Annotated in this window: 24 protein-coding genes, 1 tRNA gene, 1 other RNA gene and 1 pseudogene; 18 read left to right on the forward strand and 9 right to left on the reverse strand. The window is 66.6% G+C overall.

Annotation, left to right across the window (positions count from 1 at the left end; translation table 11 throughout):
• Position 1 precedes the first annotated feature (1 nt).
• The 6 genes from ABE488_RS15500 to ffs all read left to right on the forward strand — a co-directional run bounded on the left by ABE488_RS15500 (position 2) and on the right by ffs (position 2,357).
• The gene (locus ABE488_RS15500; RefSeq protein ID WP_346449295.1) at positions 2-379 is read left to right on the forward strand and encodes a DUF4440 domain-containing protein; all 378 of its coding nucleotides are present in this window, start codon (positions 2-4) and stop codon (positions 377-379) included.
• Positions 380-404: 25 nt separating this feature from the next.
• Positions 405-923 (forward strand): cyclic pyranopterin monophosphate synthase MoaC, encoded by a 519-nt coding sequence (moaC, locus tag ABE488_RS15505; RefSeq protein ID WP_346449296.1) that lies wholly within the window; start codon positions 405-407, stop codon positions 921-923.
• Positions 920-1,162 (forward strand): MoaD/ThiS family protein, encoded by a 243-nt coding sequence (locus tag ABE488_RS15510; RefSeq protein ID WP_346449297.1) that lies wholly within the window; start codon positions 920-922, stop codon positions 1,160-1,162. Before moaC ends, ABE488_RS15510 begins: the two co-directional genes overlap by 4 nt.
• A gap of 2 nt (positions 1,163-1,164) precedes the next feature.
• Positions 1,165-1,611 carry a molybdenum cofactor biosynthesis protein MoaE gene (locus ABE488_RS15515; protein ID WP_346449299.1) on the forward strand — a complete coding sequence of 149 codons (447 nt, stop codon included), beginning with the start codon at positions 1,165-1,167 and terminating at the stop codon, positions 1,609-1,611.
• Positions 1,608-2,165 (forward strand): hypothetical protein, encoded by a 558-nt coding sequence (locus tag ABE488_RS15520; protein WP_346449301.1) that lies wholly within the window; start codon positions 1,608-1,610, stop codon positions 2,163-2,165. The genes ABE488_RS15515 and ABE488_RS15520 overlap by 4 nt, the downstream gene beginning before the upstream one ends.
• A 95-nt stretch (positions 2,166-2,260) precedes the next feature.
• Positions 2,261-2,357, forward strand: an RNA gene (gene ffs / locus ABE488_RS15525) — signal recognition particle sRNA small type.
• 57 nt (positions 2,358-2,414) lie between these two features.
• Here ffs and ABE488_RS15530 read toward each other — a convergent pair.
• Positions 2,415-3,584 carry a zinc-dependent alcohol dehydrogenase gene (locus ABE488_RS15530; protein ID WP_346449303.1) on the reverse strand — a complete coding sequence of 390 codons (1,170 nt, stop codon included), beginning with the start codon at positions 3,582-3,584 and terminating at the stop codon, positions 2,415-2,417.
• Positions 3,585-3,762: 178 nt separating this feature from the next.
• On the opposite strand from ABE488_RS15530, the gene ABE488_RS15535 reads away from it, so the two are divergent.
• From ABE488_RS15535 to ABE488_RS15545, 3 genes are all read left to right on the forward strand, one after another.
• Positions 3,763-3,978, forward strand: coding sequence for a hypothetical protein (locus ABE488_RS15535; RefSeq protein ID WP_346449305.1), 216 nt, complete (start codon positions 3,763-3,765; stop codon positions 3,976-3,978).
• 318 nt (positions 3,979-4,296) lie between these two features.
• A complete protein-coding gene (locus tag ABE488_RS15540) occupies positions 4,297-4,530 on the forward strand; it encodes a hypothetical protein (protein WP_346449307.1) in 234 nt (77 codons plus the stop codon).
• 462 nt (positions 4,531-4,992) lie between these two features.
• Positions 4,993-5,895 carry a hypothetical protein gene (locus tag ABE488_RS15545; RefSeq protein WP_346449309.1) on the forward strand — a complete coding sequence of 301 codons (903 nt, stop codon included), beginning with the start codon at positions 4,993-4,995 and terminating at the stop codon, positions 5,893-5,895.
• Positions 5,896-5,943: 48 nt separating this feature from the next.
• On the opposite strand, the pseudogene ABE488_RS15550 reads toward ABE488_RS15545, so the two are convergent.
• Positions 5,944-6,167: pseudogene (locus ABE488_RS15550) on the reverse strand (integrase core domain-containing protein); the annotation flags it as partial.
• A 610-nt stretch (positions 6,168-6,777) separates the two neighbouring features.
• On the opposite strand from ABE488_RS15550, the gene ABE488_RS15555 reads away from it, so the two are divergent.
• Together ABE488_RS15555 and ABE488_RS15560 are read left to right on the forward strand one after the other, a co-directional pair.
• A complete protein-coding gene (locus ABE488_RS15555) occupies positions 6,778-7,467 on the forward strand; it encodes a hypothetical protein (RefSeq protein WP_346442387.1) in 690 nt (229 codons plus the stop codon).
• Positions 7,468-7,709: 242 nt separating this feature from the next.
• Positions 7,710-8,327 carry a hypothetical protein gene (locus tag ABE488_RS15560; RefSeq protein ID WP_346449311.1) on the forward strand — a complete coding sequence of 206 codons (618 nt, stop codon included), beginning with the start codon at positions 7,710-7,712 and terminating at the stop codon, positions 8,325-8,327.
• 758 nt (positions 8,328-9,085) lie between these two features.
• On the opposite strand, the gene ABE488_RS15565 is transcribed toward ABE488_RS15560, so the two are convergent.
• Complete coding sequence (locus ABE488_RS15565; RefSeq protein WP_346449313.1) at positions 9,086-9,760, reverse strand: hypothetical protein; 675 nt, start codon at positions 9,758-9,760, stop codon at positions 9,086-9,088.
• Positions 9,761-10,347: 587 nt separating this feature from the next.
• Entirely contained in the window at positions 10,348-12,057 is a 1,710-nt protein-coding gene (locus tag ABE488_RS15570) for a hypothetical protein (RefSeq protein ID WP_346449314.1), read from the reverse strand.
• 625 nt (positions 12,058-12,682) lie between these two features.
• Between ABE488_RS15570 and ABE488_RS15575 the strand changes: the two genes are divergently transcribed.
• Positions 12,683-13,345, forward strand: a complete 663-nt coding sequence (locus tag ABE488_RS15575; RefSeq protein WP_346449316.1) for a hypothetical protein — start codon at positions 12,683-12,685, stop codon at positions 13,343-13,345.
• Between the two features lie 271 nt (positions 13,346-13,616).
• Here ABE488_RS15575 and ABE488_RS15580 read toward each other — a convergent pair.
• Positions 13,617-13,709: transfer RNA gene (locus ABE488_RS15580), tRNA-Ser, on the reverse strand.
• A gap of 123 nt (positions 13,710-13,832) precedes the next feature.
• Between ABE488_RS15580 and dnaX the strand changes: the two genes are divergently transcribed.
• The 4 genes from dnaX (at position 13,833) to ABE488_RS15600 (ending at position 17,130) form a co-directional block, all read left to right on the forward strand.
• Positions 13,833-15,668 carry a DNA polymerase III subunit gamma/tau gene (dnaX, locus tag ABE488_RS15585; RefSeq protein ID WP_346449317.1) on the forward strand — a complete coding sequence of 612 codons (1,836 nt, stop codon included), beginning with the start codon at positions 13,833-13,835 and terminating at the stop codon, positions 15,666-15,668.
• A gap of 2 nt (positions 15,669-15,670) precedes the next feature.
• A complete protein-coding gene (locus ABE488_RS15590; protein WP_047136330.1) occupies positions 15,671-15,991 on the forward strand; it encodes a YbaB/EbfC family nucleoid-associated protein in 321 nt (106 codons plus the stop codon).
• Between the two features lie 109 nt (positions 15,992-16,100).
• Positions 16,101-16,700 (forward strand): recombination mediator RecR, encoded by a 600-nt coding sequence (gene recR, locus ABE488_RS15595; protein WP_346445727.1) that lies wholly within the window; start codon positions 16,101-16,103, stop codon positions 16,698-16,700.
• Positions 16,701-16,785: 85 nt separating this feature from the next.
• Positions 16,786-17,130 carry a histidine triad nucleotide-binding protein gene (locus tag ABE488_RS15600; RefSeq protein ID WP_346449318.1) on the forward strand — a complete coding sequence of 115 codons (345 nt, stop codon included), beginning with the start codon at positions 16,786-16,788 and terminating at the stop codon, positions 17,128-17,130.
• Positions 17,131-17,146: 16 nt separating this feature from the next.
• Here the strand turns inward: ABE488_RS15600 and ABE488_RS15605 are convergent, their stop codons facing one another.
• Genes ABE488_RS15605 through ABE488_RS15620 form a run of 4 tightly spaced genes read right to left on the reverse strand, consistent with a single transcriptional unit; the run spans position 17,147 to position 21,468 of the window.
• Positions 17,147-17,638, reverse strand: a complete 492-nt coding sequence (locus ABE488_RS15605; RefSeq protein WP_346449320.1) for a Slp family lipoprotein — start codon at positions 17,636-17,638, stop codon at positions 17,147-17,149.
• A complete protein-coding gene (locus ABE488_RS15610) occupies positions 17,635-19,590 on the reverse strand; it encodes a DUF3488 and transglutaminase-like domain-containing protein (protein ID WP_346449322.1) in 1,956 nt (651 codons plus the stop codon). Before ABE488_RS15610 ends, ABE488_RS15605 begins: the two co-directional genes overlap by 4 nt.
• Entirely contained in the window at positions 19,587-20,540 is a 954-nt protein-coding gene (locus ABE488_RS15615; RefSeq protein WP_346445723.1) for a DUF58 domain-containing protein, read from the reverse strand. Before ABE488_RS15615 ends, ABE488_RS15610 begins: the two co-directional genes overlap by 4 nt.
• A 4-nt stretch (positions 20,541-20,544) precedes the next feature.
• Positions 20,545-21,468, reverse strand: a complete 924-nt coding sequence (locus ABE488_RS15620; RefSeq protein ID WP_346449324.1) for an AAA family ATPase — start codon at positions 21,466-21,468, stop codon at positions 20,545-20,547.
• A gap of 78 nt (positions 21,469-21,546) precedes the next feature.
• On the opposite strand from ABE488_RS15620, the gene ABE488_RS15625 reads away from it, so the two are divergent.
• Positions 21,547-23,397, forward strand: a complete 1,851-nt coding sequence (locus ABE488_RS15625; RefSeq protein WP_346449325.1) for a glycosyltransferase family 39 protein — start codon at positions 21,547-21,549, stop codon at positions 23,395-23,397.
• Positions 23,398-23,491: 94 nt separating this feature from the next.
• Complete coding sequence (locus tag ABE488_RS15630) at positions 23,492-24,295, forward strand: amidohydrolase (RefSeq protein ID WP_346445717.1); 804 nt, start codon at positions 23,492-23,494, stop codon at positions 24,293-24,295.
• The last annotated feature ends 173 nt before the right edge of the window (positions 24,296-24,468 follow it).

Below are 24,468 nucleotides of genomic sequence, written 5' to 3' on the forward strand. Positions count from 1 at the left end.
CGTGGCGCCGGAGACCGCAGCGCTGCTCGAATCGCTGGAGCGCGCATTGCTCGACCCGGTCGTGCGCGCCGATCGCGTCCGCCTCGACGCTCTGATTGCCGACGACTTCACCGAGATCGGCGCCTCCGGAGCGGTCTTCGGCAAGGCCGAGGTGCTCGCTGAACTGCCCGAACAAGGCGGTATCGCCTTCGAGACCGGGCCGATGCGCGTGCACGCGGTGACCGACGATGTCGCCCGCGTGGCGTACGGCATCACGCGCCGCGCGGGCACCGATGTGCGCCGCTCGCTGCGCGCCTCGTGGTGGCGTCGCGATGCCGGTGGCGCCTGGCGGATGGTCTTCCATCAGGGGACGCCGGACACCGGGGCCGGTACCATCTGAGGTCCGCAGTCACCCCGCAGGCGCCATGGCCCGCAGCACATCCCCGGCGTCCCCGACGCTGACCCACATCGATCCCGACGGCCGCCCGACCATGGTCGACGTCTCGGCCAAGGCCGTGACCGCCCGCGCCGCGAGCGCCGAATGCCGCGTCCGCTTCCCCGCGCCGGTGGCCGCGCAGCTGCGCGCCAGCGGCCTGCGCAGCGCCAAGGGCGGGATCGTCGACACCGCAATCGTCGCCGGCACGATGGCGGTCAAGCGCACTCACGAGCTGATTCCGTTCTGTCATCCGCTGCCGATCGACGGCGTGCGGATCGCGATCGACTGGAGCGGCGAGCGCGAGCTGCGCATCGACTGCACCGTCAAGACCACCCACCGCACCGGCGTGGAGATGGAAGCGCTGACCGGCGCCACCGTCGCCGCGCTGACCGTCTACGACATGTGCAAGGCGCTCTCGCACGCCATCGTGCTTGGCCCGGCGAAACTGGTCGGCAAGCGCGGCGGCAAGCGCGACGTCGGCACCATCGAAGGAGGCGCCACGCCATGACCGATGTCCGACTGCTGTACTTCGCCAGCCTGCGCGATGCCGCCGGCCGCAGCGAGGAGAGCTGGCAGACCACCGCGCCCGACCTGCGCGCGCTCTACGCCGAAGTGCGCGCGCAGCACGGCTTCACGCTGCCGGCCGAGCGGCTGCGGGTCGCGGTCGACGGTGCCTTCGCACGCTGGGACGATGCGGTCCGCGGCGACAGCGAGGTCGCCTTCATTCCCCCGGTCAGCGGAGGCTGAAGATGGACGACCGCGACTTCTGGCTGGCCGACGCGCCGCTCGACCTGGCGCCGCTGCGCGCGCGCCTGCAGCACGACCGCGCTGGCGCCTTTGCCAGCTTCGAAGGCTGGGTGCGCAACCACAACGACGGCCGTCCGGTGCTCGGCCTGCGTTACGAGTCCTACGTCGCACTGGCGCAGGCCGAAGGCGCGAAGGTGATCGCCGAGGCCCGCGAGCGATTCGCGCTGTGCGCGGCGGTGTGCGTGCATCGCATCGGCGACCTGGCGATCGGCGACATGGCGGTGTGGGTGGGTGTCTCCGCCCCGCACCGGGGCGCGGCGTTCGATGCCTGCCGCTACATCATCGACGAGATCAAGGACCGCGTGCCGATCTGGAAGCATGAGCGCTACGCCGATGGCGATGCCACCTGGCTGCACCCCGAGCCGGGGGAGGGCGGGGTGCCGCGATGAGCCGCAGCGTCGCGGCCGGCATGCTCGCGCTGCTGCTGGCCGCGTGCGCCAGCGCACCTGTCCCGCCCGAACCGGCACCCGCGCCGGCTGCGCACGGCGAAGTCGGTGCGGCATTGCTGGCACCCGACGGCGACAGCAACCGGATGGCGCTTGGCCGCCACCAGCGCTTCGTCTATCCCACGCTCGAACAGCCCGCCGCATTGCCCGACTATCCAGCCGCGTTGCTGCCGCTGCGCCTGCCGCCGGTCGAGGTCTGCGTGGATGTCGTCGTCGGCACGGACGGGCAGGTCGTCGCCGCCGCCGAGCGTCCGGACACGCGCTGCGCCACACCGGACGGCGTGACCGATCGCGCCGCGTTCGTGGCGCCCACGTTGGCCGCCGTGCGCACCTGGACCTACTGGCCGGCGGCGCTGTGCACTGCGCCGGACGGCTTCGACGACGGTGACCCCTGCGCCGCGCCGGGCGCGACCGAAACGCCGACCCCGGTCCGGCTCTCGTATGCGATCCGATTCCGCCAGCACAACGGCGTGCCGATGGTCGAGCGCCGCGAATGACGCTCCGCGGATAGGCGCAAGTGCGCCCGCCCTGTTAGAATCCCCGTCCCGCTGCTGCGGGGCCGGCTCGGCCGGCGCGTGTCTCCATGGTGGCCCCGTCGGCCCCTCGCGACGCTAGATCGAAAATCCCGCCAGGGCCGGAAGGCAGCAACGGTATCGGTCGATGCGGGCGCCGAGGTCAGTCGGCGGGGCCATCGCCTTGTCCGGGTCCGCGCATTGCGGCGTCGGCGGACCGGCGCCACAGCCGGCTCAAGGCGTCAGCACCACCTTGCGGCAGGCATCGCGTTCGTCCTTGCCGTCGAAGATCTCGTACCCGCGCGCCGCGTCTTCGAGCTTCATCCGGTGCGAGATGATGACGTCCGGCTGCAGGTCGCCATTGCCGATGCGGGTCAGCAGTTCGGGCATGTAGCGCTGCACATCGGTCTGGCCCATCTTGAAGGTCAGGCCCTTGTCGAACGCATCGCCCAGCATGAACGCGTGGATGAAGCCCGCGTACACGCCTGGAATGCTGACCGTACCCGCGCGCCGCGTCGCCGCGATGCACTGCCGGATCGCAGCCCCGCTGCTGGTCTCGAGCTTGAGCCCGGTCAGCACGCTGTCGGCCTTGCTGCCCTTGGCCTCGAAACCGACCGCATCGATCGACGCATCCACGCCGCGCCCGTCGGTCTGCGAGACGATCGCATCGGCCGGATCGTCGATCTCCTCGAAGTTCAGCGGGATTACGCCGTAGGTCGCCTGCGCGAAGTCGAGCCGATACTGATAACGATCGACCATGAAGATGCGCTCGGCGCCCAGCATCCGGCAGCACGCGGCCGCCATCAGCCCGACCGGGCCGGCGCCGAAGATCGCGACTGTCGAGCCCTTGGTGACCTTGGCATCGATCACCGCCTGGTAGCCGGTGGGCAGGATGTCGGACAGGAACAGCACCTGCTCGTCGCTGAGCACCTCCGGCACCACCAGCGGGCCGACATTGGCCTTGGGCACGCGCACGAACTCCGCCTGGCCGCCGGCGATGCCGCCGTACAGATGGCTGTAGCCGAACAACGCCGCCGGCGGCCGGATGCCCTTGCGGTTGAGCGCCGCGCCCTGGCCGGTGTTGGTGGTCTCGCAGGCCGCGAACTCCGAGAGCCGGCAATGGAAACAATCGCCGCAGGCGATGACGAACGGGATTACCACCCGATCGCCCTTGCGCACCGAGGTCACATCGGCGCCGACGTCCTCGACCACGCCCATGAACTCATGGCCCAGGATGTCGCCGTCGTGCAGCTCGGGAATCTTGCCGCGGTACAGATGCAGGTCCGAGCCGCAGATCGCCGTCGCGGTGACGCGCAGCAGGATGTCGTCGCGCTCGCGCAGGACGGGATCGGGCACCGTCTCGACCCGGACGTCCCGCGTGCCGTGATAGGTCAGGGCTTTCATTGCATCTCCTCGTGGGCAAAGCCCGGATGCAACCAATCGCAGCCGCAATGCGGTGTGAGCGGGTGCGGCGTGTATGCGGCGCAGCCGGCAAGATCGCCACCTTTGTTCCAAGCATCGGAACGATCTCGCGTTGGGGCGCAACCACACTGGTTCATAAAGCCGGCAAAAGGCGCGACGGATGAATGCAGCGCCATCGCACCCGGATAACACCCTGCGGCGCAGCGTCGCCCACGTGGCGAATGTCCGCCGCAAGGAGATCACCAACATGAGTCCGAGCAACCAGAACCCGCGCGAAGGCCAACACCAGAACCCGCAGCAGGGTGGCCGCGAGCAGCGCCAGGACGACAACCAGCGTGAGCCCGGCCGGCCGGAGCAGAGCGAAGAAGAAGAGTAAGCGCCAAGCTTGCTCGAACGCCCAGGGAGGGGCGTTCGGGGGCGGGCAGGCCTCAGGATGGAGACGCCCACCAGGACAGCCGCGAGCATGGAATGCTGCGCTTCGTTGGTGCACAGCGTCCACACGCAAACGTCGAAGCAAAAATCCCGTATCGATCGTGACACGTATGCGCGTAGGACTATTCCTACGGGTGCGTGAGGAGTTCTCCGATTCTATTTCTCCAATCGACCTACGAGATTGGGTCGTGCGGCCTGCGTGCACGCTGATGGAATCACACGCGTGCCGATGCCGCATCACGCCAACGTATGGAGAACGCAGATGAAGTTATTCACGAAGACGCTGGGCACCCTCGCCATCGGGCTGTCGCTCACGATCGGAGCCGCATCGGCCCAGTCATTCGAGACGCCGCCCGCGAGCGAATGCACCGCCAATGGCGTGATCGGATCTGTTGACCTGCTGAACGGACAGCGCGTCTTCATGTGTCAGGACGGCGAATGGCGCTTCTTGTATGAGTGCACGTTCGATCCCAGCGGGAACTGCATCATCCACTGAGTCATCAATTCGCCATTCGGCAATCCGCGGACCGCTCGCGAAGGTCGCGGGCGGTTCGTTGTTCATTAGGGGGAATAGCCGGTGGCGCGTCTGTTGAGCCTCACTTCCCCTGAATTCGGCCTCTCATACCTCGGTATCCGGCTGTGGTAAAACGCCTCAGCGGTGGCATGACGTTGCCGGTCAGGGGGCAACATGAAAGCGATCACGGCTGTGGTTGTTGACAGGCGGTAGCTAGCACCACTTCCTTATCTAGGCGGATATCTTCCCGGGTGCGGTCAGAGGCGCTAGGCGCGTGAGGCAAAGAGTCGCGCATTGGAATGTCAAACGATATTAAGTGAGAAATTATAATTATTTCCGCAGCTATTATTTACAACTTCAGAATTCAAGCGCGATCTTGACGCCATATCGTAGATTATGTTAATATTGAAAATTAATCAATGATTATTACATGGAAAGTTGATCTTGAAATATTCAGCAGTCGGAGCGCTGGCAGGCGTCTTGGCCTTTTTCTCGGCCGGGAATGTTGACGCATCAAATGGCTTCTACAAGCCAATTCGATGCGACACATGCGTCACGGAAAATGACTTCTACGCCCAGGCCATCAACGCAGGCAATGGCCATTTTTTGGTGTACAACTTGCCCGCCGGAACGATGCAGTACTGGCATATTCCCTCTGATCCCACCCCAGGCAATCCTGGGAGGCCTGATCGTCCGATGTCTATCGGCGTACTGAGCGGCCAAAGTGGTACGAAACGCATACCACCCGCAGAGGCGACTCAAGAGCTTCGCATAGCGACACAGGCTTACTCATACGGGAAGAACACCCTACGACCCATCTATGTGGTGCCGGTCGAGCGGCTGACTCAGTATCCGCATGTTCGGGATAGCACGGTGCATGACTTGGTACGCGACAAGAACATGCAGAGGATGTTGGAGACAGCGACCGGGGATACCGCAACCCTGGCCGCTGCTGTTGATCCGAACTTCCTGGAGCGCTTGGTAGAAATGGGGCAGGTGGCTGTCTCCTATCTCAAGCTAAAGGAGCAGACTGCTGCAATCATCAAGGTCGTGTTTAAGGATGGTAGCTACGCGTACTTCAAGGCGACTGTTAACAATCCGAATGGGGAGTACCAAGCCGACAGTCCGCGCACGGCTGGGGATCAGTATGTTCCAAGCGATATTGCAGAAGTCGAAGGAACTTGGTCCAGTCATGGGGGGGGCAACCTTGATCGGATGGCCCAGCACTTTCGCGACTTGGGAGCGCAAATCGTCAACCTAGGTCCTCAGACAGGGAGTGCTAACACGATTTCTTGCACCGGCGCTGGACAGAACAGGACTTGCAGGGTGGTCCGGGTTATCTGGTGACCCTTCCTGCCATAGGTTGACACCTTTGGGAGAATGGTTCGGCCGCCGTCAGGCGGCCAAGGAAGCCCGATGCATCGCATCGGGCGTTTGCATTCTAGAAACAGGGGAGGGCGCTCCGCATTATGGATCGCCGCCGTCTCAGGCACCATCTGACGGGCCTGCCTCAGATCCTGCGGGCGATGGAACAAGAGTTCGCATCTGAGGATTCCGGTGATGCGTTCGGCCAACGCGTTCTGGTAGCAGCCGCAACCATCGGTCATCAAGCATGTCAGACTGAATCCCCCCAGGAGCGGACGCCAGCTAGCGATACTTTGATCGCAACTGGCGGTTCCCATGCAGCGCATTACCCGTCGTCGCTACCCGGATGGCTTCAAGGCCCAGGGTGTGGCGTAGTTGAGTTGGTCAGGCCGTCCAAGGCTGCCCGGCAACGGGGCATGTCGGCCAAGGCGCTGGTCAACTGGCTGGGTGCCTCCGGCCAGCCAGCCGCTGAGCTCGCCCGGCCGCACGCCGGTCAGTGAGATGGAGAGCGAACTGGCCCGGCTGTGGGTCGCGAGCGCCACTTTCACGATGGAGCGCGAGATCCTAAAAGTAGCGGCGGTGCGTTCTTCGCCAGAGGGTCGAAGTGAGGTGTGCCTTCGTCGCTGCTGAATGGACTCGCTATCCACTGCAGATGCTGTGCCGCCTGCTGGCGGTATCGGTGTCCGGCTTCCACGACTGGTGGCACCATTGGGATCGCCTAGACCCGATGCGGCGATGCGAGCTGGCCTGTGCACATTCCTCACCGGCACAGCCGCGGTGCCTATGGGCGGTCGCGCCTGATGCGCGTGCTGCGCGCCTGTGCCAACGCGGTGGCCACAAGCACGTGTTCCGGAATGGCAGGCGATGCGTCTGCCGACTCCCGCACCGCCTGAACTTGGGCTCCTCATACACCAGTATTTGGCTGTGGTAAAACGCTTCAGCGGTGGCATGACGCTGCCGGTCAGGGGCAACATGAAAGCGATCACGGCTGTGGTTGTTGTTGCGATAGCGAGTGCGGGATGCTCGACCCTCAAAAGAGAGCCGATCGTTCAGGGGGAAGGAAAGAGTAAGCGGACGATCGGCACAGTCACGACTTGGAGTCCTGATAAAGCCGCCGCAGTCGTACTGGGCGACAAGGCGTGCATGCAGTTGCCGACGCGACTGGTCAACCTTGGCACGTCTGGGGGCGGCGCGGGGACTATCAATGTGCCGGGTGAGGTCAACGCAGGCGGCGGTGGCGCAGGCGACTTCAGATCGGATGCAACATCAGCACTCGTTGCGACCGAACGGACGACCTTCCTGTCGTTTGGACTGTTCTACATGTGCCAAATGGCGATGAATGAATCGATCGACGACGCCACGCTCAAGGAGATGTTGACCATGGTGGTGGCAACATCGGCCGCCCTGAAGCCGCCACCGGTACAGCCGCCGGCTTTCGTGGTGGCGGAGCACTTCACGATGCATGCGCCTCCGCCGGAAAATCCGGTGGAGGCGAGTCAGAATGAGAAGCTGGACCGGGTTGCCCCGGGCACGCAGTTCAGCGTTGAAGAGTAGGTACAGATTCGCTTGAATCGCGTCGACGCAGGGATCTGAGAGTGATGCGGATGCGCCGACGGCATAAGAGGGTCGTACGCGTGCTGTATCGGGAAAGTAAGTCGCGCCTGTCGTATCGGTGCACGATTCGGTACCGGACGCGGCATTCATTGCGTATCGATTCGCGCGCTCTTTGCTTTGCGGGCCGCCCGCTGCACGCCTTGCGGGCGGTTCGTTTATTCTGTTGCATCTTTGTGCGTAACTTGACGTCGATCGTGAGGATCGAGCGCCAGGAAGACGTAAATGCTCTGGAAAAATCGGCGAGCAGAAAAATCGTACGAACAGGGGTGAAGGCCCAGTCAGTGAAGAGCGGTGGGGAAACAACCGTGGGCGATAGCGACTTATTCGCTGAATTCGAGTCCATGCTTAGAGGGCACCTGCCAGGTGTCGATCTGTTCCGGGTGCAGCCTGACGACGATGATCTGCTGATGTCCTTCGGCAACATCACCGACTTCCTAGCGGCCGTACACTCAGCGTCAGGCGTCAATATCGCTGTCGAGATTGGCTGGCTCTTTGAGCCGACCCGACCGAAGCACGCAGGCATTGAGCAGTGCCTCCTGCGCTTTCGACTATCGAGTTGGAGTGATGACGTCGTCGCCGGCGGGATCCTGATCACCGTGCATGGGAAGCCTCCTCGTCTGCGAGGCATCCTCGCGCGTCCGCGCGCGCGGCGCCTTGATCTGGATCAGAAGCGCGGTTGTTCCTTTTCCTCGAGGATCTTGCGCTTGAAGGGCGAGCGTCGTAGGGAGGTTGGGTGCGCGATGGGAGGCTTTGCGAATCAATCACCCTGTCCGCGTGAACGGCGGTGGGGCCTGTCGTGAGCGCATCACTGTTTAGCGCAATGATTTATCTGTTTGGCTTGGTTGGCCTTGCGTCGATTGGTGTGCTACCGCTTCGAGCCTGGCAGATGCTAAGCATTGTGTTTGCTCGAAGTTCATCGCAGGCGCCGAGAAAGGCATTGGCTGCTGTCACAGTGCTGTTGGTCGCAGTTGCACTTTGGTGCGAAGCAAACATAACGATACGTGTTTTTAGGTGCCTAACCGAGACCTACTGCGGTCCTGGCATTGCAAGTGGCTGGGCTTATCTAGCGATGCTGGGCGTTGTCTACACGGCGTTTGAGGCCATGAGCTTCGCATTGCGAAGGATCATCCGGGCGAAGGCAGTCACGCGCACTGTGTGACTCGAACGGGCTGCGTCATTATTTACCTCTCCCGGCTCGTTCTAACAAGCCAACCTTCGTGTTGGCTCTGGTCGGTATTCGGCGCGATCGTTCGATTGAGGACCAGTTGTGCCTGCAAGGCTGGATCGGGCTGGCCGCTCGGTCAGGGGATTTCTGAGCGGGCTGCCTTGTTTCGCCGCGGATGCGGGCTGGCAATCTGCCTCGAAACCTGATGCGCTATTGAGCGGGGGCTTATCACGCTCACGGGCAAGCGGGAAAGGCTGCGCCTGCGCGGGGAATCGCGGGGCTATTAGAGATTGCTGTCAAGGGATCGCGAACGACGCAATTGGCTGCCGCTTTTCTCGCAAAGCCGAGCTCGCCGCTCGGCAAAGGCCGAGACGGCGAGCCCAACCCCATGACTCAGTGCAGCGAAAGACGCGGTGCCTGCTTCGGCACCGGGCCATAGGCCGAGCGTTCCTCACGCACACTGCAACGCGATGTCGTTGCAGGCTGGATCAACTGTTCCTGCACTTGATCCAGGATCTCCCGCACCGCATCCGCACCTTCCGAGATCGCCAGCCCCAGGGCCGGCACGGTCTCATCCGCAAGGTCGTCCTCATGGCCGGATGCAATGACGTCGCCGTGCGCCATCAGCATCTGCACCAGCCGGTCAAGCGCGTCGGCCTGGTCTATCGTGACGCCGAAGACGTAGCCCTCCGGCACGCTGGCTGCCGGCGTCGGCTGTGCGGCCGCTGCCTTCTGCCCCGCGTGTTGCGTCTCGTCGGGGTCAATGGCCGGGTCGTCTGCTTCGGCGGCTGCCCGCGTCTCAGGTCGCGCGCTCGGCGACGGCCGCCATGCCATCGCCTCCAGCACCAGTTCCGCCTGCTCGGCCAGCATGGCGAGGCATGTGGCCAGTTCGCCGTGGCTGACTTCGGGCGGATCGTCCTGCTCCTCATCGTACGTGCGCGGCTCCGCCAGGCGCGACAGGAATTCCATGTGGTCGCGCAGCTTCGTCAGCCGCGTCCGGTCGTCTTCCGGCAGGAAGTAGCCAGCCCGTTGGGTGTCGTTGTCGTCGTTCGATTCGCGGTTCGACATGATGTTGCCTCCTTCATTCCATCGAAGTGACCCGCCCACCGGATGGCGGACGGGAAGTCGGGAGGTTAGAAACCGCTCATAGCCGGCGGGCGTATTTCCCCGAAGGGTGTTGTATTAGCCGCCCTCCCGACGCAGGTATCGCGTCGGTTGTGCCAGAAAAGATCCGGGCACAAAAAACCCACCAGTTTTTCGGAGGTGGGTACCGCTATGAGAGGAGTTTCTACGCTCCGTGGTCGAGCTTGCTCGTGAATTATGCGGTTGTCAAGCGGTATGGGCACTGCGGAGAGGTCTTGTCTATGAGCCGAAGTTCCCACGCTTGAGCCGAGGTGCTGAAGTAGCGGAGCCGCACAAGCTCGTTGGGATTGGACGCCAAAGCGGCATGCTACTCAATTGCGGGGAACGTCGTGCGCAGTACGAGCAGGCGCTAAGAGGTGTGATCGAAGCAGGCGTCACGCAGCCTTCGGGAGATCATTGCTGCGCTCAATGACATCTTGGGGCCGGCCACAGGAAGGACTTCTGAGCTTGAGCTAGTTATTGCAGCGCGCCTTCGCTGAGCGCGGAGCGGCCGCGCTGGTCATGGCTCGCACCTACTTGGGGCGCACCGCGGCAAGCACTCCTAGTATGGAGCGTGCCGCCTGCCTTTTTTCAACGGCGGCGCCGAGCTTGGCCTGTCCGTATCCGAGCATGATGCCACCCACAGCGCCAGCAGCGGCTGAGGCCGGCACCGCGAGACCGAGGAACGGTGACAGACTTGGAAGAAACGCAGCGGTGGCGGCGAGCCCAGCACCTGCCGCCCCTTTCAAAAGAAGCGTAGCACGCTGAGGCGCGTACTTCTTCTCGATGTCGCGCATGAGTTTCTGCTGGCGCTGTACCAGAGACGAGAGGCCGAAATTGATCTCTTTGACCATCTCGCTCGCGTTAGAGCTGTCGAGGGTGGCGAGTCTCGCCGTGAACCCGTCAAGCTCATGGCGCAGCCAGCGGTGCTGGTCATCGGCAATCAGCGACACTAAGGTGGATACCGGTATTTCGGTCAGCCAGGTTAAGCTCGTATCCTGGATTGACCTGAGGGTTTGAGCTGCTCGATCCGAAATGACGCTACGCGCGCGGAGAACCTTGGCATTCGCCTCGGAGATTTTCTCAAAGTAGTGCCAGTGGACTGCCTGTGTTAGCAGCGGCTGGGCGCCGAGCTCGCCCGCGTTGTCGAGGAGATGGTAGTAGGGCGTGATGCGCTCAAGCGTCCCTTGTAGGAGGAGCACCCCTAGTGGGAGCTGCTCCATGCGTTCGATCATTGCCGCTTCTCTTCTTCCGCGCAGTTCTCCGAGGTAGCGCGCTGCGGCCTCGTTCGGCAAGATTTTCTCTGCCGGATCACCTCCTGGCGGGACGAAGAGGCCTGAGCGCATCAGCGCAAGGCCAAACGCATCTTCCTGCCTCTGCGCATAGTCAAACAACTCCTCCAAAGATGCGATGCTGCCGTCGCATATCGGCGCAAGAAGTCTGAGTGCCAGGTCCGCTTGGCCTTGTGCGGTGTGGGCGTCGCGCTCGGAGAGCTCCTGTTCGAAGCTGGGAAATACGAACACTGGCGCCACGGGCAGCCTCGCATCTATAAGCGGACGGATTTGCAGGAGGTGGTAAAGTGAGATTGCGAGCTGCAGATGCAGGGCGCTCAGTCGCAAATCGCCCGAGAAGAACGGGTAGATCGGGTCAGGAATAAGCTGGGTGTCGGCGTACAGCGCACTGAGCCGAACGCCGCCTAGAGCGGAGGGGCCGAACTGGCGCTGTCCGCCCAGCACCAGCCGCATGCCGCCAAGGCTCTTGGCGTAGCCGAACATGAGCGTCGCGTAATTGTTATAGAAATTTACGATTGCATCGATCGCGCTATTCGCTGTGCGCATAAGGGCGTCGTAGTCCTGCTGTGCACGACGTAACATGCGCGCTCTGATCTCATCCTCATCACGTACCGCTTGCACCTGGGTACCGGTGAGTGCCTCGAAGAGCGCGGCGAAATGTGCAAACAGCTGTGCCTGGACTTCCGGTATGCTGATCTGACCACCGCGAGCAGCATCTTCGGCCTCGCGACGTTGCTGATTTCCCAAAATCATCGCTCCGCCAGCGCTGAGGGCAAGTAGCCTGGTCGTCTCGGACAAGCTGCCCTCATTCACTAGGCCACTGGCGGTCAACTCGGCAGCTCGGAGCTCTTCAAGGTGTTCGGCCATGTGCGGTGGCACATGAAGCTTGCCGTCTTGCGCCGCGTACCAAGCGATCAAAAGGCGCTGCGCGTTCGAATCGACTGCATTCATGGGGGCGGTACCTAGCTTAGAGGGCGCTTTTGTTAAGGCGCACGGGGCGCAGGGTCGCGATTATCTCAACTCTGCTTGAAGATTGTGCGCTTACTGACCAACTCCGTATTTGCCGTGAGCCTCCCGAGATCGTCGATCAGAAAATCGGCTGGAGAGGTAACGGAGAAGCTTCTCATGAAGCCAGCGGCTGGCCGCCTAAAGCCCATCCAAGTATTCCTGCAGTTAGCGGAATCGCAATACTTCGCGGTGGCTTTGGCATGTGTTCGCTTCTCGGCCCTGACTTCCCCGTCCGCGTGTCGATGAAGCCGGCGGCCTAGGTAGCCGGCGAAGTGCTGGAACGGCGAGACGCGAGCTAGCCGGCCGGTAGGGCAGACAGAAGGCTCAAGCGGGACAGCACCGTACGCTGGACGTAGACCGGCGGCGCGGCTGAGCATCCTGGGGCGGCCTAGGGCCGCGGCGCGCGCACGTGCTGTAATCCCATTGTTCACCTCAGGCAGTCGCCGGCAGAGTCGGCCGTTATTGGGGGGGGGGCGAGGGTCAGAAATCTGCCCGCGCGAAGATAGTATATTCGGCACCGAACCATGGGAGTGGTGATGAACCGAATGTGCTCAGAGGAGAGGCGCTGATGGCGCGCCGTAACATCGCCGGACGCGGTGACATCGAACCGGATGCGCTCAGGCAGAGGCGCGATATGTATGTGCTCGCGATCGGGTTGCTGGTTTTCAACCTGGCCGGTGGCACGGTAGGAACAGAGACGTCCTTCTCCGGAATGTTGCCGGTTAAGCTGCGTCACCCTTGGGTGCTCATCGCGGCGGCTTGGGTTGGTTTCTACTACTTCTGGTTCCGCTTCTGGCTGGTTTCGCAGGTTCGGCCGCTCGGTGCCTTCATCGAGGACATTCTCTGGCAAGTCGGTGATCGCAGGGATGTGAGGCGGCTTGCGGGTCGTTTCGCTTGGGAGACCGTGGGGCATACCGCTGAAGAACGAAGGGCTCGTATTGAACGGCCGCGCGGGCCGATACCACGGATCAAGTTCGCTGGCATGGTGCCTCGCCTGAGCCTTTTCTCGATGACCAATGGCGGCGGCGCAGGTACGTCGGCCCATTATGGACCAGATGACATTGAGATTTCCGGAAGAGATCGCTGGGTTCTCTGGAAAGCTCTCGCCTCCGGTCCGTGGCGAGCGGCTGCCTATGAGCGAACGTTCACCGACTACACGCTTCCACATATTTTCGCGATTGCGACCGTGCTGGTGGGCCTTGTGAGGATCGCCCTCAACGCCTTGGGTTGATTAGCACGTCGCTGCATGCACAGGCTCGGGCGGCAGGCAGGCAGGCTGCAGTAGCTCTTTTTGAACCATGCACTACCCATGTGGTCAGGCCTACCGCGCGCTGCACGTGCAGCGCGCGTCTCGAACTGGAGTAGTACCGATGATCATCGACCGTCGCGCCCAGCCGCTGGAACACTTCGCACTTCTTCGCCGCACGCGGAGGGTACGAAGTACGGGACGAAATAAGCCGCCCCGAAGGGCGGCTTATTTTTCAATCGGTTACAGAATTATCTGGCGGAGAGAGGGGGATTCGAACCCCCGAAGCGCGGTTTAGACGCTTACACACTTTCCAGGCGTGCTCCTTCAACCACTCGGACACCTCTCCGGATCTGTCCCGCGCGGGCCGCGGGGCGGCACGCTGCGACGGCTGGACCGCCGCGGGCCGGCCATTCTAGCTGGGCCGGGGCCCGGTCACAAGGAAGGGGGACGGCCGTGGCAGAATAGCGGCATGTCCTATCTCGTCCTCGCCCGGAAGTGGCGTCCGAAGCGGTTTGCCGAGCTGGTCGGGCAGGAGCACGTCGTGCGTGCGCTGACCAACGCGCTGGAGACCGGCCGCGTCCATCACGCCTTCCTGTTCACCGGCACCCGCGGCGTCGGCAAGACGACGATCGCGCGCATCTTTGCCAAGAGCCTGAACTGCGAGCGGGGCACCTCGTCGGACCCCTGCGGGGAGTGCGAGACCTGCCTGGCGATCGACGCGGGGCGCTACATCGACTTGCTGGAGATCGACGCGGCCAGCAACACCGGCGTCGACGATGTCCGCGAGCTCATCGACAACGCGCAGTACATGCCCTCGCGCGGCCGGGTGAAGGTCTACCTGATCGACGAAGTGCACATGCTGTCGAAGTCGGCGTTCAACGCGCTGCTCAAGACGCTCGAGGAGCCGCCGGGGCATGTGAAGTTCCTGCTGGCGACGACCGACCCGCAGAAGCTGCCGGTCACCGTGCTCTCGCGCTGCCTGCAGTTCAACCTCAAGCGGCTGGACGAGGACCAGATCCAGGGCCAGATGACGCGGATCCTCGAGGCCGAGGGCATCGCGGCGGATGCGGCGGCGATTCGGCAGCTCTCCAAGGCGGCCGATGGCAGCCTGCGCGACGGGCTGTCGCTGCTCGACCAGGCGATCGCCTACACCGGTGCGGGCGGCGAGGGCGGTACGCTCGCCGATACGGCTGTGGCGACGATGCTCGGCAGTGTCGACCGCACGCGCGTGGGCAACCTGTTGTCGGCGCTGGCGCAGGCCGATGGCGCGCGGTTGATGGCCGAGGTTGCGGCGCTGGCCGAGTTCTCGCCGGACTGGTCGGGCGTGCTCGATGCGCTGTCCGAAGCGTTGCACCGCATCCAGGTCCGGCAGTTGGTGCCGGAGGTCGGCATTGAGACCGATGGTCTCGATCTCGATGCGCTGGCGGCGTCGGTGCGGCCGGAGGTCGTGCAGCTGTGGTACCAGATGGCGCTCAATGGCCGCCGCGACCTGGGCCTGGCGCCGAGTCCGCGTGCGGGCTTTGAGATGACGGTGCTGCGGATGTTCGCGTTTCGCCCGGCCGAAGGCGGCAACGCCGGTGCCCCGGCGGGCGGCGGGGCCGGGCAGGGCCGGGTATCCGGGCCGGCTGCGGCGCGGGCCGCGCTGGGCGATGCGTCCGCGGCGGCGCCGCGGGCGGCCGCACCGGCGCCGGAGGCCGCAATGCTGGCGCGTCCAACGCCGCGTGCGCCGGTCGATGCGGTGCCGATGGCAGCCGCCGGCCAGGGCATCGACGTGCCGCGCAAGGCGCCGCCGGCCGCTCCGGCTGCACCTGCCCCCGAACCTAGCCCTGGGCCGCGTGCCGAGCCGCCTGCGGCGCCCGCGCCGCGCGCCGAACCGGCGCCGCAGGTGGCCAAGCCGTCGATGACGCTCGATGCCGACGGCTGGCTGGACCTCGTGGCCGATCTGCCGTTGCGCGGCCCGGTGCGTGAGTTGGCGGCCAGTGCGGCCTTCGTGGCGCTCGACGGTGATGTGCTCAAGCTGGCGTTGCCCGAATCCGACGAGCACCTGAAGGCGCCGATCATGGTCCACCAGTTGGCGTCTGCGCTGGCCGGGCCGCTGGGCGCGACGCCGCAGATCCGCTTCGAGACGGCGGCCGCGCGCACCGCGCCGACGCTGCATGAGCGCAATGCGCAGCAGCGCGATGCGCTGCAGGCGGCGGCCGAGCAGAATTTCCTCTCCGATCCGGACGTGCAGCGCCTGATGTCGCAACAGGGCGCGCGCGTGGTGCCGGATTCCATTCGCCCCTACGACGAACAAGGACTTTGATGATGCGTGGAAATATCGGCCAGCTGATGCAGCAGGCCCAGAAGATGCAGGAAAACATGCAGCGCGTGCAGGAAGAGCTGGCCAACCTCGAGGTCGAGGGCAGTGCCGGCGGCGGCATGGTCAGTGTCACGCTGACCGGCGCCAAGGCCTGCCGCAAGGTGCGCATCGATCCGTCGGTGCTGTCGGACCCGGAGATGGCCGAAGACCTGATCGCGGCGGCGTTCAACGACGCGTCGAACAAGGTCGATGAGGAATCGAAGGCGCGCATGGCCGGCGCCACCGCCGGCATGCCGCTGCCGCCGGGCATGAAGCTGCCGTTCTAAGACCCGCGGTCTCCAGGGCGGGGCGCCTGGGTGCGCCCCGTTCGCCGAGGCGCACCGCGGTTCACTGCGGCACGCGCATCGTGGCCCTTCCTTCTAGCGTTCATCGCGCATGTCCGCATTGCTGGAACAACTGATCGATGCGTTGCGCGTGCTGCCCGGGGTCGGGCAGAAGTCGGCGCAGCGCATGGCCTATCACGTGCTCGAGCGTGGGCGCGAGGGCGGCGCGCGGCTGGCCGCGGCGTTGGCCGAGGCGGTCGAGAAGATCGGCCACTGCGCGCGGTGCCGCGACTTCAGCGAGACGCCGGTGTGTGCGACTTGCGCCAGCGCGTCGCGCGATGCGCAGACGCTGTGCGCGGTCGAGACGCCGGCCGACCGGCTGGCGATCGAACAGGCCACCGGCTACCGCGGGTTCTACTTCGTGCTGCAGGGCCGGCTGAGTCCGCTCGATGGCATCGGTCCGCGCGAGCTGGGCCTGGATCTGCTGGCCGCGCGGTTGGCCGAGGGCGAGGTGCGCGAGTTGATCATCGCCACCAATCCCACGGTCGAGGGCGAGGCCACCGCGCATTACCTGGCGCAGATCGCGCGCCAGCACGGCGTGCGGCCCAGCCGCCCCGCGCATGGCCTGCCGCTGGGCGGCGAACTGGAGTTCGTCGATCGCGGCACGTTGTCGCATGCGTTCGGCAGCCGCAGCGAAATCGGCGATTCGTGATCCACGCGCGGGGATGCGTTCGGTCTGAGCCGAAGGCGCGACAGCGGTATGCTCTGCGCCATCGCGAATCACGAGTGACGGCTCCATGACCATCTTCCACAAGATCATCCGCCGCGAGATCCCGGCCGACATCGTCTATGAGGACGAGCACCTGATCGCGTTCCGCGACATCGGCCCGCAGGCGCCGGTGCATGTGCTGTTCGTGCCCAAGCAGGATTACGCGACGCTCAACGATGTGCCCGAGGACGCGCCGGAGATCATCGGCCGGCTCGCGCTCGCCGCCGCGCGCTATGCCAAGGCGCAGGGCTTCGACAAGGACGGCTATCGCATCGTCATGAATTGCAATGAGCACGGCGGGCAGACGGTGTACCAGATCCATCTGCACCTGCTCGCCGGCGCGCCGCTCGGGCGCTTCGGCACGCCCGCGTAAGCGCGCGGGCGCGGGCTTACCAGTAGCCCCACCACGGCCAGGGCGCGGGGCGGGTCAGCACGTCGACCGTCTCGCGTACCGGCCACAGGTAGACCACGTCGGCATCGAGGCGCGGGAACCGGTAGTCGTACTCGCCGATCCGGCGGGTGTCGTAGCCGGCGATGCGGCCGGTGAAGGTGACTTCGCGGTTTTTCTCGAACACCGCCGGGTCGTAGAAGCCGGCGCGGCAGGCGATGAAGCGGCCGTTGGTGTCGTCGCTGGCCCAGTACGGGCGGCCAGTCGCGGTGAGCCGGGTGGCGATCATCTCGAAACACGTGGCGTCGGGCCGCGGTTCGACCTGGACGATGCGTCCGCCCCAGCGCACCGCGGTGCCGGTGTAGTCGCCCTGCACGGCGGCATGCGGCGTGGGCGATTCGGCGAAGCCGCCCTGCAGCGGCTTGGGCTGCGAGGCGCAGGCGCCCAGAAGCAGCGCCACGGCGCTGATGGGCAACAGACGGGCGGGGCTCATCGGGAGGTCTCCTTCGCAGCGGGCGTTGCGGTGGGGCGATGCTCGCGCAGGTCGCGCGCCAGCGTGGTGTCGGCCGGGCCCACAGCGTAGCGTGCGGCGACGAAACGGCGGGTGAGTGCAGCCAATGCGACGGCGTCGCCGGTGGCCGGCGCAATGCGCGCCGCCCAGGCCGAGGCGGGCTCGTGCGGCAGGCGGCCCAGGCCCCGGCGGGCATAGCGCCGGCCCAGCCGGTGCCAGGCGCGGAGCACGGGGTCGCGCTCGCGTTCGCTGCGGGCGATCAGCCACCCCATTGCGCCCAGCGCCAGCAGCGCGACGACGGTGAGCAGCACGACCAGGCCGCTCGCGCCCAGGGCGCCGAGGCCGAGCCGTTGCAGCATCGTCTGCTGGCGGTCGGCATCGAAACCGAGCACGAAGTCGTTCCAGCCGCGTCGGGCCCAGTCGCCGAGGTCGAAGATCGGCGCGAAGCGTGCGCCGCCGATGCGTCCGGCCGCGAGGCGGTCCTCGAGCGTGTCGTAGATGCGTTCGGGCGCGACCGCGGCGGTCGGGTCGACGCGCACCCAGCCGCGGCCGGCGAGCCAGACTTCGCTCCAGGCGTGGGCGTCCATGCGCCGTACCAGCCAGTAGTGGCCGTAGGCGTTGCGGCGGCCGCCGACGTAGCCGGTGACCACGCGCGCGGGGATGCCGGCCTCGCGCATCAGCACGGTGAGGGCCGAGCTGAAGTGCTCGCAGAAGCCGGCCTGCTGGTCGAACAGGAAGTCGTCGATCGCGTGCCGGCCGGGCAGCGGGGTGTCCAGGGTGTAGGCGAAATCGCGCTCGATCCAGGCCAGCGCGCGCGCGACCAGCGCCGCGTCGTCGGGGGTGTCGGCGCGCCATTGCCGGGCGAGCGCGCGGGTGCGCGGGTTCAGGCCGGCCGGCACGCGCAGCGCCTCGGTGCGTGCGAGTGCGGATAGCTCGGCCTCAAACTGCAGCGGCGGCGCCGAGCGCAGGCGCCAGCGGCTGACGCTGTCGAGCCGGCGCGGGCTGCGCAGGGTGTAGTCGCGCGTCCCGCGCACGCCGTCGGGCAATGCCGTGGGCAGATCCAGCGCGACCAGCAGGTCGCGGCCGGTCGGTTCGATCACGACCTCGTAGTCCCAGGTCGGCGTGCCGTGGGCGACCAGGTCCGGCGTGGGCGGCGGCTGCCGGCGTGAGCGCGTCCAGGTCCGGCCGTCGTAGTCGGTCAGCGTCGGCCCGCGCCAGTACATCTGCGAGACCGCAGGCTCCGGGCCGGTGAAGGCCGCGCGCAGGGCCGGTGAGTCGTCGGCCAGCAGGTCGAGCCATTGGCCTGCGCCCATCTCGTCCGACAGCCCCGGTGTGGCCGAGGCGCGGTCCGGCACGCCCCACAGGGGCGTGGACAGGCGCGGGAACAACCAGAACACCGCGAGCGCCAGCGGCAGGCCGAGCGCGATCAGCCGCAGCGCGGTCGTCCATCGGCGGCGGTCGCTGTCCGGCGCCAGGCCCGACTCCGCATCCGACAGCGCGAGCAGGGCGACCACCACCAGCAGCGTGCCGGCCAGGCCCAGCAGCAGCGACAGCGGGCCCTGATCCAGCAAGAAGGTGGCGAACGGCGCGAACAGCGCGAAGCCGAGCAGGCTGCGGGCATCGCGCAGCGTGCGCAGCTCGGACGGCTTGACCGCCAGCATCGCCGCGAGCAACGCGCATCCGGTCTCGCGTCCCACCGTGCCGCCGGCCTGGGCGAGCACCCAGCCCAACAGAGCGAGGGCGGCGGCGCCGCGCAGCCAGGCCGGCAGTTGGCGGCGGCCGGAGACCGACGTGACCAGCACGCCCACCGCGGCGACGACGATCGCCACCGGCAGCGCAAGCTGCAACAGCAGCGGCAGCAGGCAGACCGCCGCGGCGAGCAGGGTGCGGCGGCGTCCGCGGTCGTCCAACAGTTGGCCCGTGGCGCGGGTCATGGGCGCTCGGGCATCAATGCGAGCGCGCGCAGGCAGGCCTGGCGGTGGTGCGCACCGCGGTCGGGGCCGAGCGGCGGATGGCCGGGCACGCGCAGCAGCGAGCGCACGCCGTCGCGCTCGGCGGCGTCGACCCAGCGCGCGAGCCGGCCGATGCGTGCCTCGTGAGCGAGGCCGCCCAGCGTCGCCCAGTCGAGCACGACGTCGGTCCCCTGCGGCCGCTCGAACTCGCGCACAACCAGGGCATCGCGCCGGGCCGAGGATTTCCAGGCGATCGCGCGCCGCGCATCGCCCTGGCGCCAGTCGCGCAGGTGATGCAGGTCGTCGCCGGCCGGGTGCAGGCGCGCCTGTGCATCCTCGCCGGCGCCCCGCGGCAGCGGCGGGCCGTGCGGCTCGGGTGTGGGATGCACCAGCAGCCGCACATCGGGGCGCACCCAGGCCCAGGCGCGGGCCAGACCCAGCGGCCGGGTGCTGGAGATGCGGATGCGCGGCGAGGCCATCCAGCCGCGGCGCTGTGTCGGCAGTGTCAGCGTGGCCTCGCCGCCGGTCTCGTCCAGCGACAGCGGCGCGGCGACGGCGTCCTCGCAATCGACCCGCAGGCCGCGGCGCTCGCGCCCTGGCGCTGCGCCCACGTGCACGTGCAGCGACATCGGCCGACCGGCCGGGACCGGCTCGCCGCGCACGGCGCGCACCTCCAGGCCGCTGAGTTGCAGTTGCGTCCACAACAGGCTGGACAGCGTCGCGCCGCCGAGCAGCAGGCACAGCAGCAGCGCCGGGTTGTTGTTGTAGTTCAGCGCGCCGGCCGCCATCGTCGCCAGCAGCGCGATGACGAAGCCGCCGAATGGGGTGGGCAGCACGTAGATGCGCCTGCGGTCGATGCGGACCGGTAGCGCTTCGGCGTGGCGCGGGCGCATCCAGCGTTCGAGGCGGCGGCGCAGACCGGTGGCGGCCATCGCGTCAGTCGACCGGCACGGCCTGCAGGATGCCGGTCGCCAGCGCATCGCCGTCGCCGGCGTCGTCGGCGACCAGCCGGTGCGCGGCGATCAACGGAAACAGCCGCTGCACATCGTCGGGCAAGGCGTGCGTGCGGTCTTCCAGCAAGGCCAGTGCGCGTGCCGCGCGCAGCAGGGCCAGCCCGGCGCGCGGCGACAGGCCGACACGGACGCCGGGGTGGTGGCGGCTGCGCGCGAGCAGCGCCTGCACGTAGTCGATCAGCGCAGGGCTGGCGTGGACGGCGGTGGCGGCGGCACGCATCTGATGCAGGTCGGCTTCCCCCAGTTGCGGCAGCGTGCCGGCGATCAGGACGCGCCGGTCCTCGCCGGCGAGTAGCGCGCGCTCGGCGTCGCGGTCGGGATAGCCGAGGTTGAGCCGCATCAAGAACCGGTCGAGCTGCGAGTCGGGCAAGGGATAGGTGCCCGACAGGTCCACTGGATTCTGCGTGGCGATGACGAAGAACGGGTCGGGCAGGGCGTGCGTGGTGCCGTCGACGGTGACCTGGTGCTCGGCCATCGCCTCGAGCAGCGCGCTCTGTGTGCGCGGTGGCGCGCGGTTGATCTCATCGGCCAGCAGCACGTTCGTGAACACCGGGCCGCCGTGGAACTCGAAGCGCCGCGCGGCGCCGTCGTAGACCGAGACGCCGACGACATCGGATGGCAACAGGTCGGAGGTGAACTGCACGCGCTGGAATCCCAGCCCGACGGTCGCGGCGATCGCGTGCGCGAGCGTGGTCTTGCCCAGGCCGGGCAGGTCCTCGATCAGCAGGTGGCCATCGGCGAGCAATGCGACGAAGGTCATGGTGACCGCGGTCTCTTTGCCGAGCACCAGACGATTGACCTGGGCGCGTGCCGACGACAGGGCGTTGCGCTGTGCGTCGGTTAGCATGGCGCGGGTCGTGGACGGATCGGGCATGCGCGGTCTTCCCTGCGACGTTCTTCTCCGAGTGTAGCGAGGTCGGGTTCAATGCGGCGGATCGAAATGCGCACGGTGTTCATTGCGCTGTGGGTGCTGGTCGTCGCGCTGAAGCTGGCGATCGCGATGCGCTTGCCGCTGTTCGTCGATGAGGCCTTCTACTGGCTCGAGGGGCAGCGGCTGGCCTGGGCGTACTCGGATCTGCCGGGGCTGACCGCCTGGCTGATCCGGCTGGGCACCGAGCTCTTCGGTGATGGACTGCTGGCGGTGCGCCTGCCGTTTGTCGCGATCTCGGCGTTGGTGCCGTGGCTGCTGGTGCGCCTGACCGCGCGTGAGTTCGACGCCGATGTGGCCTGGACCACTGGCTGTCTGGCATTGCTGCTGCCGCTGCTGGGCTCGCTGGGCGTGATGGCGTTGCCCGATGCGGTGCTGGCGCTGGCGACGGTGTTGTGTCTGGACGCCGGCACGCGGCTGCTGCGGGGGGTGACCTACGGCGCGTCGCTGTTGCTTGCACTCGGCCTGGCGCTGGGCGCGTTGAGCCATTACCGCTTCATCGCGGTGATCGCCGTGGGCATCGTCGCGCTGGCATCGCTCCCGTCCGGCCGTCTGGCCCTGCGCGACCCGCGGGTGTGGATCGCGATCGCGTTCGGCGCCGCGGCCTGGGGGCCGTTGCTGGCCTGGAATCTGGCCAACGCCGAGGCCGGGCTGCGCTTCCAGATGGTCGACCGTCACCCGTGGGCGTTCCACCTCGACGGCTGGCAGTTTCTGGTGATCCAGGCGGGGTTGGTGACGCCGCTGGTGTTCGCGGTGCTCGCACTCGCGGCCTGGCGCATGCGCCGCATGCCAGACGACGCCGCGCGGTTTCTTGCGCTGTGCGGCGTGTTGATCGTCGTGGGGTTCTTCGCGCTGGGCTTCGTCGCCGATACCGAGCGCGTCAGCTTCCACTGGCCGCTGCCGGGCTATCTGGCATTGCTGCCGCTGGCCGGCTTCGTGCTGGTCGGCTGGCCGCGCTGGTTGCGGACGCTGACCTGGGTCACGCTGGTCGCCGGCTTCTTGCTGGTCAATGGCTACTACGTCGCGGTGTCGTCGCCACAGGTGCGCGAGCGCGCCACCGCGCTGAAGTGGTATCCGTCGAACTTCGCCGGCTGGGACCAGCTGGCCGATGCGGTGCGCGAGATGCGCGCCGACATGCCCGACGACACGGTGCTGATCGCCGATAACTTCAAGATTGGTGCCGAACTCGGCTTCGCGCTGGGCGATCCGGACATCCGCGTGCTCGATCATCCGCTCAACCGCCATCACGGCCGCGCGCCGCAGCTGCAGCTGTGGGGGCTGCAGCTCGACGATCGCGCCGATTTGGGGGGGCGGCCGGCGCTGGTGGTGGTCGGCGCGACCGACGTGAAGTTCAGCGCGCTGCTCGAGCGCTACCAGCAGCTGTGCGCGCGGCTGGGCAGCCTGCCGGTATCGCGCGTGGTCAACGTCGATCGCGGTGGGCAGCGGTTCCTGCTGCTGCGTCTCGATCGCGACGCCGTGCCGGATGCCGCGTGCGTGTCGCCGGTCGTGGCGCATGTCGATGCACCGACACCGGGCGCGCGCGTGGCGGGGCAGGTCGAGGTATCCGGCTGGGCGATCAAGGACGTGACCGGTGTCGAATCGGTCGTCGTGACCCTGGATGGGGCGCCCGTCGCCACCGCCCGCTATGGGCTGCGCAACGCGTTCGTCGGCGGCTTCCTGCGGGGCCGGTCGCGCGATCCCGGGCAGCCGGACATCGCCTTCACCGCGACGCTCGATCTGCGCGACCGGCCGCCGGGCCTGTACTGGCTGGGGCTGGAGATCGTCGGTCGCGACGGCTCGGTCGAGCGCTGGGCCGAGCAGCCACTGCGCGTCGCCGCGCCTGAGTGATCGCAGGCGCCGGCAGCGCCTGGCTTGAGTCGGCGGGCGTCGCGGACGAGAATCGGGAGTCCGGCCGCGTCGCGGTCGTCGACAAGGCCGCATCATGCACAACCTCCGCGTTTCCATCGTCCAGGGCGCCACGATCTGGCACGATCCGGAGGCCAATCGCGATTACTACGGCGGCCTGATCGCGCCATTGCGCGGTATCAGCGATCTGGTGGTGCTGCCCGAGACCTTCACCAGCGGCTTCAGCAACGACGCGATCGAACGGGCCGAGGACATGGACGGGCCCACCGTGGCCTGGATGCGCGCGCAGGCGGTCGCGCTCGATGCGGCCGTGACTGGCAGCGTGCAGCTGCGCGACGGCGATGGCGTCTACAACCGCATGCTCTGGGCCACGCCCGATGGCGAACTGCAGTGGTACGACAAGCGGCACCTGTTCCGCTACGCCAACGAGCACAAGCGCTACGCGCCGGGCCGGGCGCGGCTGACGGTCGAACTCAAAGGTTGGCGGATCAATCCGCAGGTTTGCTACGACCTGCGCTTTCCGGTGTTCTGCCGTAACCGCTTCGATGTCGAGCGCCCGGGACAACTGGACTTCGACCTGCAGTTGTTCGTGGCGAACTGGCCGGCGGCGCGTGCTTATGCGTGGAAGACGCTGCTGCGTGCACGTGCGATCGAGAACCTGTGCTACGTGGTGGGCGTCAACCGCGTCGGCCGCGACGGCAACGGTCTGGACTACAGCGGCAACAGCGCCGTGCTCGATTTCCTTGGCACCCCGCTGAGCGAATGCACGGACGCCGAAGTCGTTTCGACCACGACGCTGCTGGCCTCGGAACTGGCCGCGCATCGCGAACGCTTCCCGGCGATGCTCGACGCCGACCGCTTCGAGATTCTCGACGCCTGACCTTCGCGAGCGCCCGTTAAGAAGGCGATGCCACGCAAGTTGAGGAGATGGCAGGAGGCTTCTAGCGTGAATGCCCGGCGCTCTTCGCCTCCCCCGTACGCGGGGGAGGCCGACGCGCAACGCGCGTCGGGAGGGGGCGGGGGCTTTGCCTGGAAAGCTGCCCCCACCCCAAC

Source organism: Luteimonas sp. TWI662, assembly GCF_039673825.1.
In the GTDB taxonomy this organism is placed as follows: domain Bacteria; phylum Pseudomonadota; class Gammaproteobacteria; order Xanthomonadales; family Xanthomonadaceae; genus Luteimonas.

What these genes read in the sequence shown, in the direction of transcription:
- moaC (WP_346449296.1), top strand. Translation starts at nt 405, where the DNA reads ATGGCCCGCAGCACATCCCCGGCGTCCCCGACGCTGACCCACATCGAT.
- ABE488_RS15510 (WP_346449297.1), top strand. Translation starts at nt 920, where the DNA reads ATGACCGATGTCCGACTGCTGTACTTCGCCAGCCTGCGCGATGCCGCC.
- ABE488_RS15515 (WP_346449299.1), top strand. Translation starts at nt 1,165, where the DNA reads ATGGACGACCGCGACTTCTGGCTGGCCGACGCGCCGCTCGACCTGGCG.
- ABE488_RS15520 (WP_346449301.1), top strand. Translation starts at nt 1,608, where the DNA reads ATGAGCCGCAGCGTCGCGGCCGGCATGCTCGCGCTGCTGCTGGCCGCG.
- ABE488_RS15530 (WP_346449303.1), bottom strand. Translation starts at nt 3,584, where the DNA reads ATGAAAGCCCTGACCTATCACGGCACGCGGGACGTCCGGGTCGAGACG.
- ABE488_RS15535 (WP_346449305.1), top strand. Translation starts at nt 3,763, where the DNA reads ATGAATGCAGCGCCATCGCACCCGGATAACACCCTGCGGCGCAGCGTC.
- ABE488_RS15540 (WP_346449307.1), top strand. Translation starts at nt 4,297, where the DNA reads ATGAAGTTATTCACGAAGACGCTGGGCACCCTCGCCATCGGGCTGTCG.
- ABE488_RS15555 (WP_346442387.1), top strand. Translation starts at nt 6,778, where the DNA reads ATGCGTCTGCCGACTCCCGCACCGCCTGAACTTGGGCTCCTCATACAC.
- ABE488_RS15565 (WP_346449313.1), bottom strand. Translation starts at nt 9,760, where the DNA reads ATGTCGAACCGCGAATCGAACGACGACAACGACACCCAACGGGCTGGC.
- ABE488_RS15570 (WP_346449314.1), bottom strand. Translation starts at nt 12,057, where the DNA reads ATGAATGCAGTCGATTCGAACGCGCAGCGCCTTTTGATCGCTTGGTAC.
- ABE488_RS15575 (WP_346449316.1), top strand. Translation starts at nt 12,683, where the DNA reads ATGGCGCGCCGTAACATCGCCGGACGCGGTGACATCGAACCGGATGCG.
- dnaX (WP_346449317.1), top strand. Translation starts at nt 13,833, where the DNA reads ATGTCCTATCTCGTCCTCGCCCGGAAGTGGCGTCCGAAGCGGTTTGCC.
- ABE488_RS15590 (WP_047136330.1), top strand. Translation starts at nt 15,671, where the DNA reads ATGCGTGGAAATATCGGCCAGCTGATGCAGCAGGCCCAGAAGATGCAG.
- recR (WP_346445727.1), top strand. Translation starts at nt 16,101, where the DNA reads ATGTCCGCATTGCTGGAACAACTGATCGATGCGTTGCGCGTGCTGCCC.
- ABE488_RS15600 (WP_346449318.1), top strand. Translation starts at nt 16,786, where the DNA reads ATGACCATCTTCCACAAGATCATCCGCCGCGAGATCCCGGCCGACATC.
- ABE488_RS15605 (WP_346449320.1), bottom strand. Translation starts at nt 17,638, where the DNA reads ATGAGCCCCGCCCGTCTGTTGCCCATCAGCGCCGTGGCGCTGCTTCTG.
- ABE488_RS15610 (WP_346449322.1), bottom strand. Translation starts at nt 19,590, where the DNA reads ATGACCCGCGCCACGGGCCAACTGTTGGACGACCGCGGACGCCGCCGC.
- ABE488_RS15615 (WP_346445723.1), bottom strand. Translation starts at nt 20,540, where the DNA reads ATGGCCGCCACCGGTCTGCGCCGCCGCCTCGAACGCTGGATGCGCCCG.
- ABE488_RS15620 (WP_346449324.1), bottom strand. Translation starts at nt 21,468, where the DNA reads ATGCTAACCGACGCACAGCGCAACGCCCTGTCGTCGGCACGCGCCCAG.
- ABE488_RS15625 (WP_346449325.1), top strand. Translation starts at nt 21,547, where the DNA reads ATGCGGCGGATCGAAATGCGCACGGTGTTCATTGCGCTGTGGGTGCTG.
- ABE488_RS15630 (WP_346445717.1), top strand. Translation starts at nt 23,492, where the DNA reads ATGCACAACCTCCGCGTTTCCATCGTCCAGGGCGCCACGATCTGGCAC.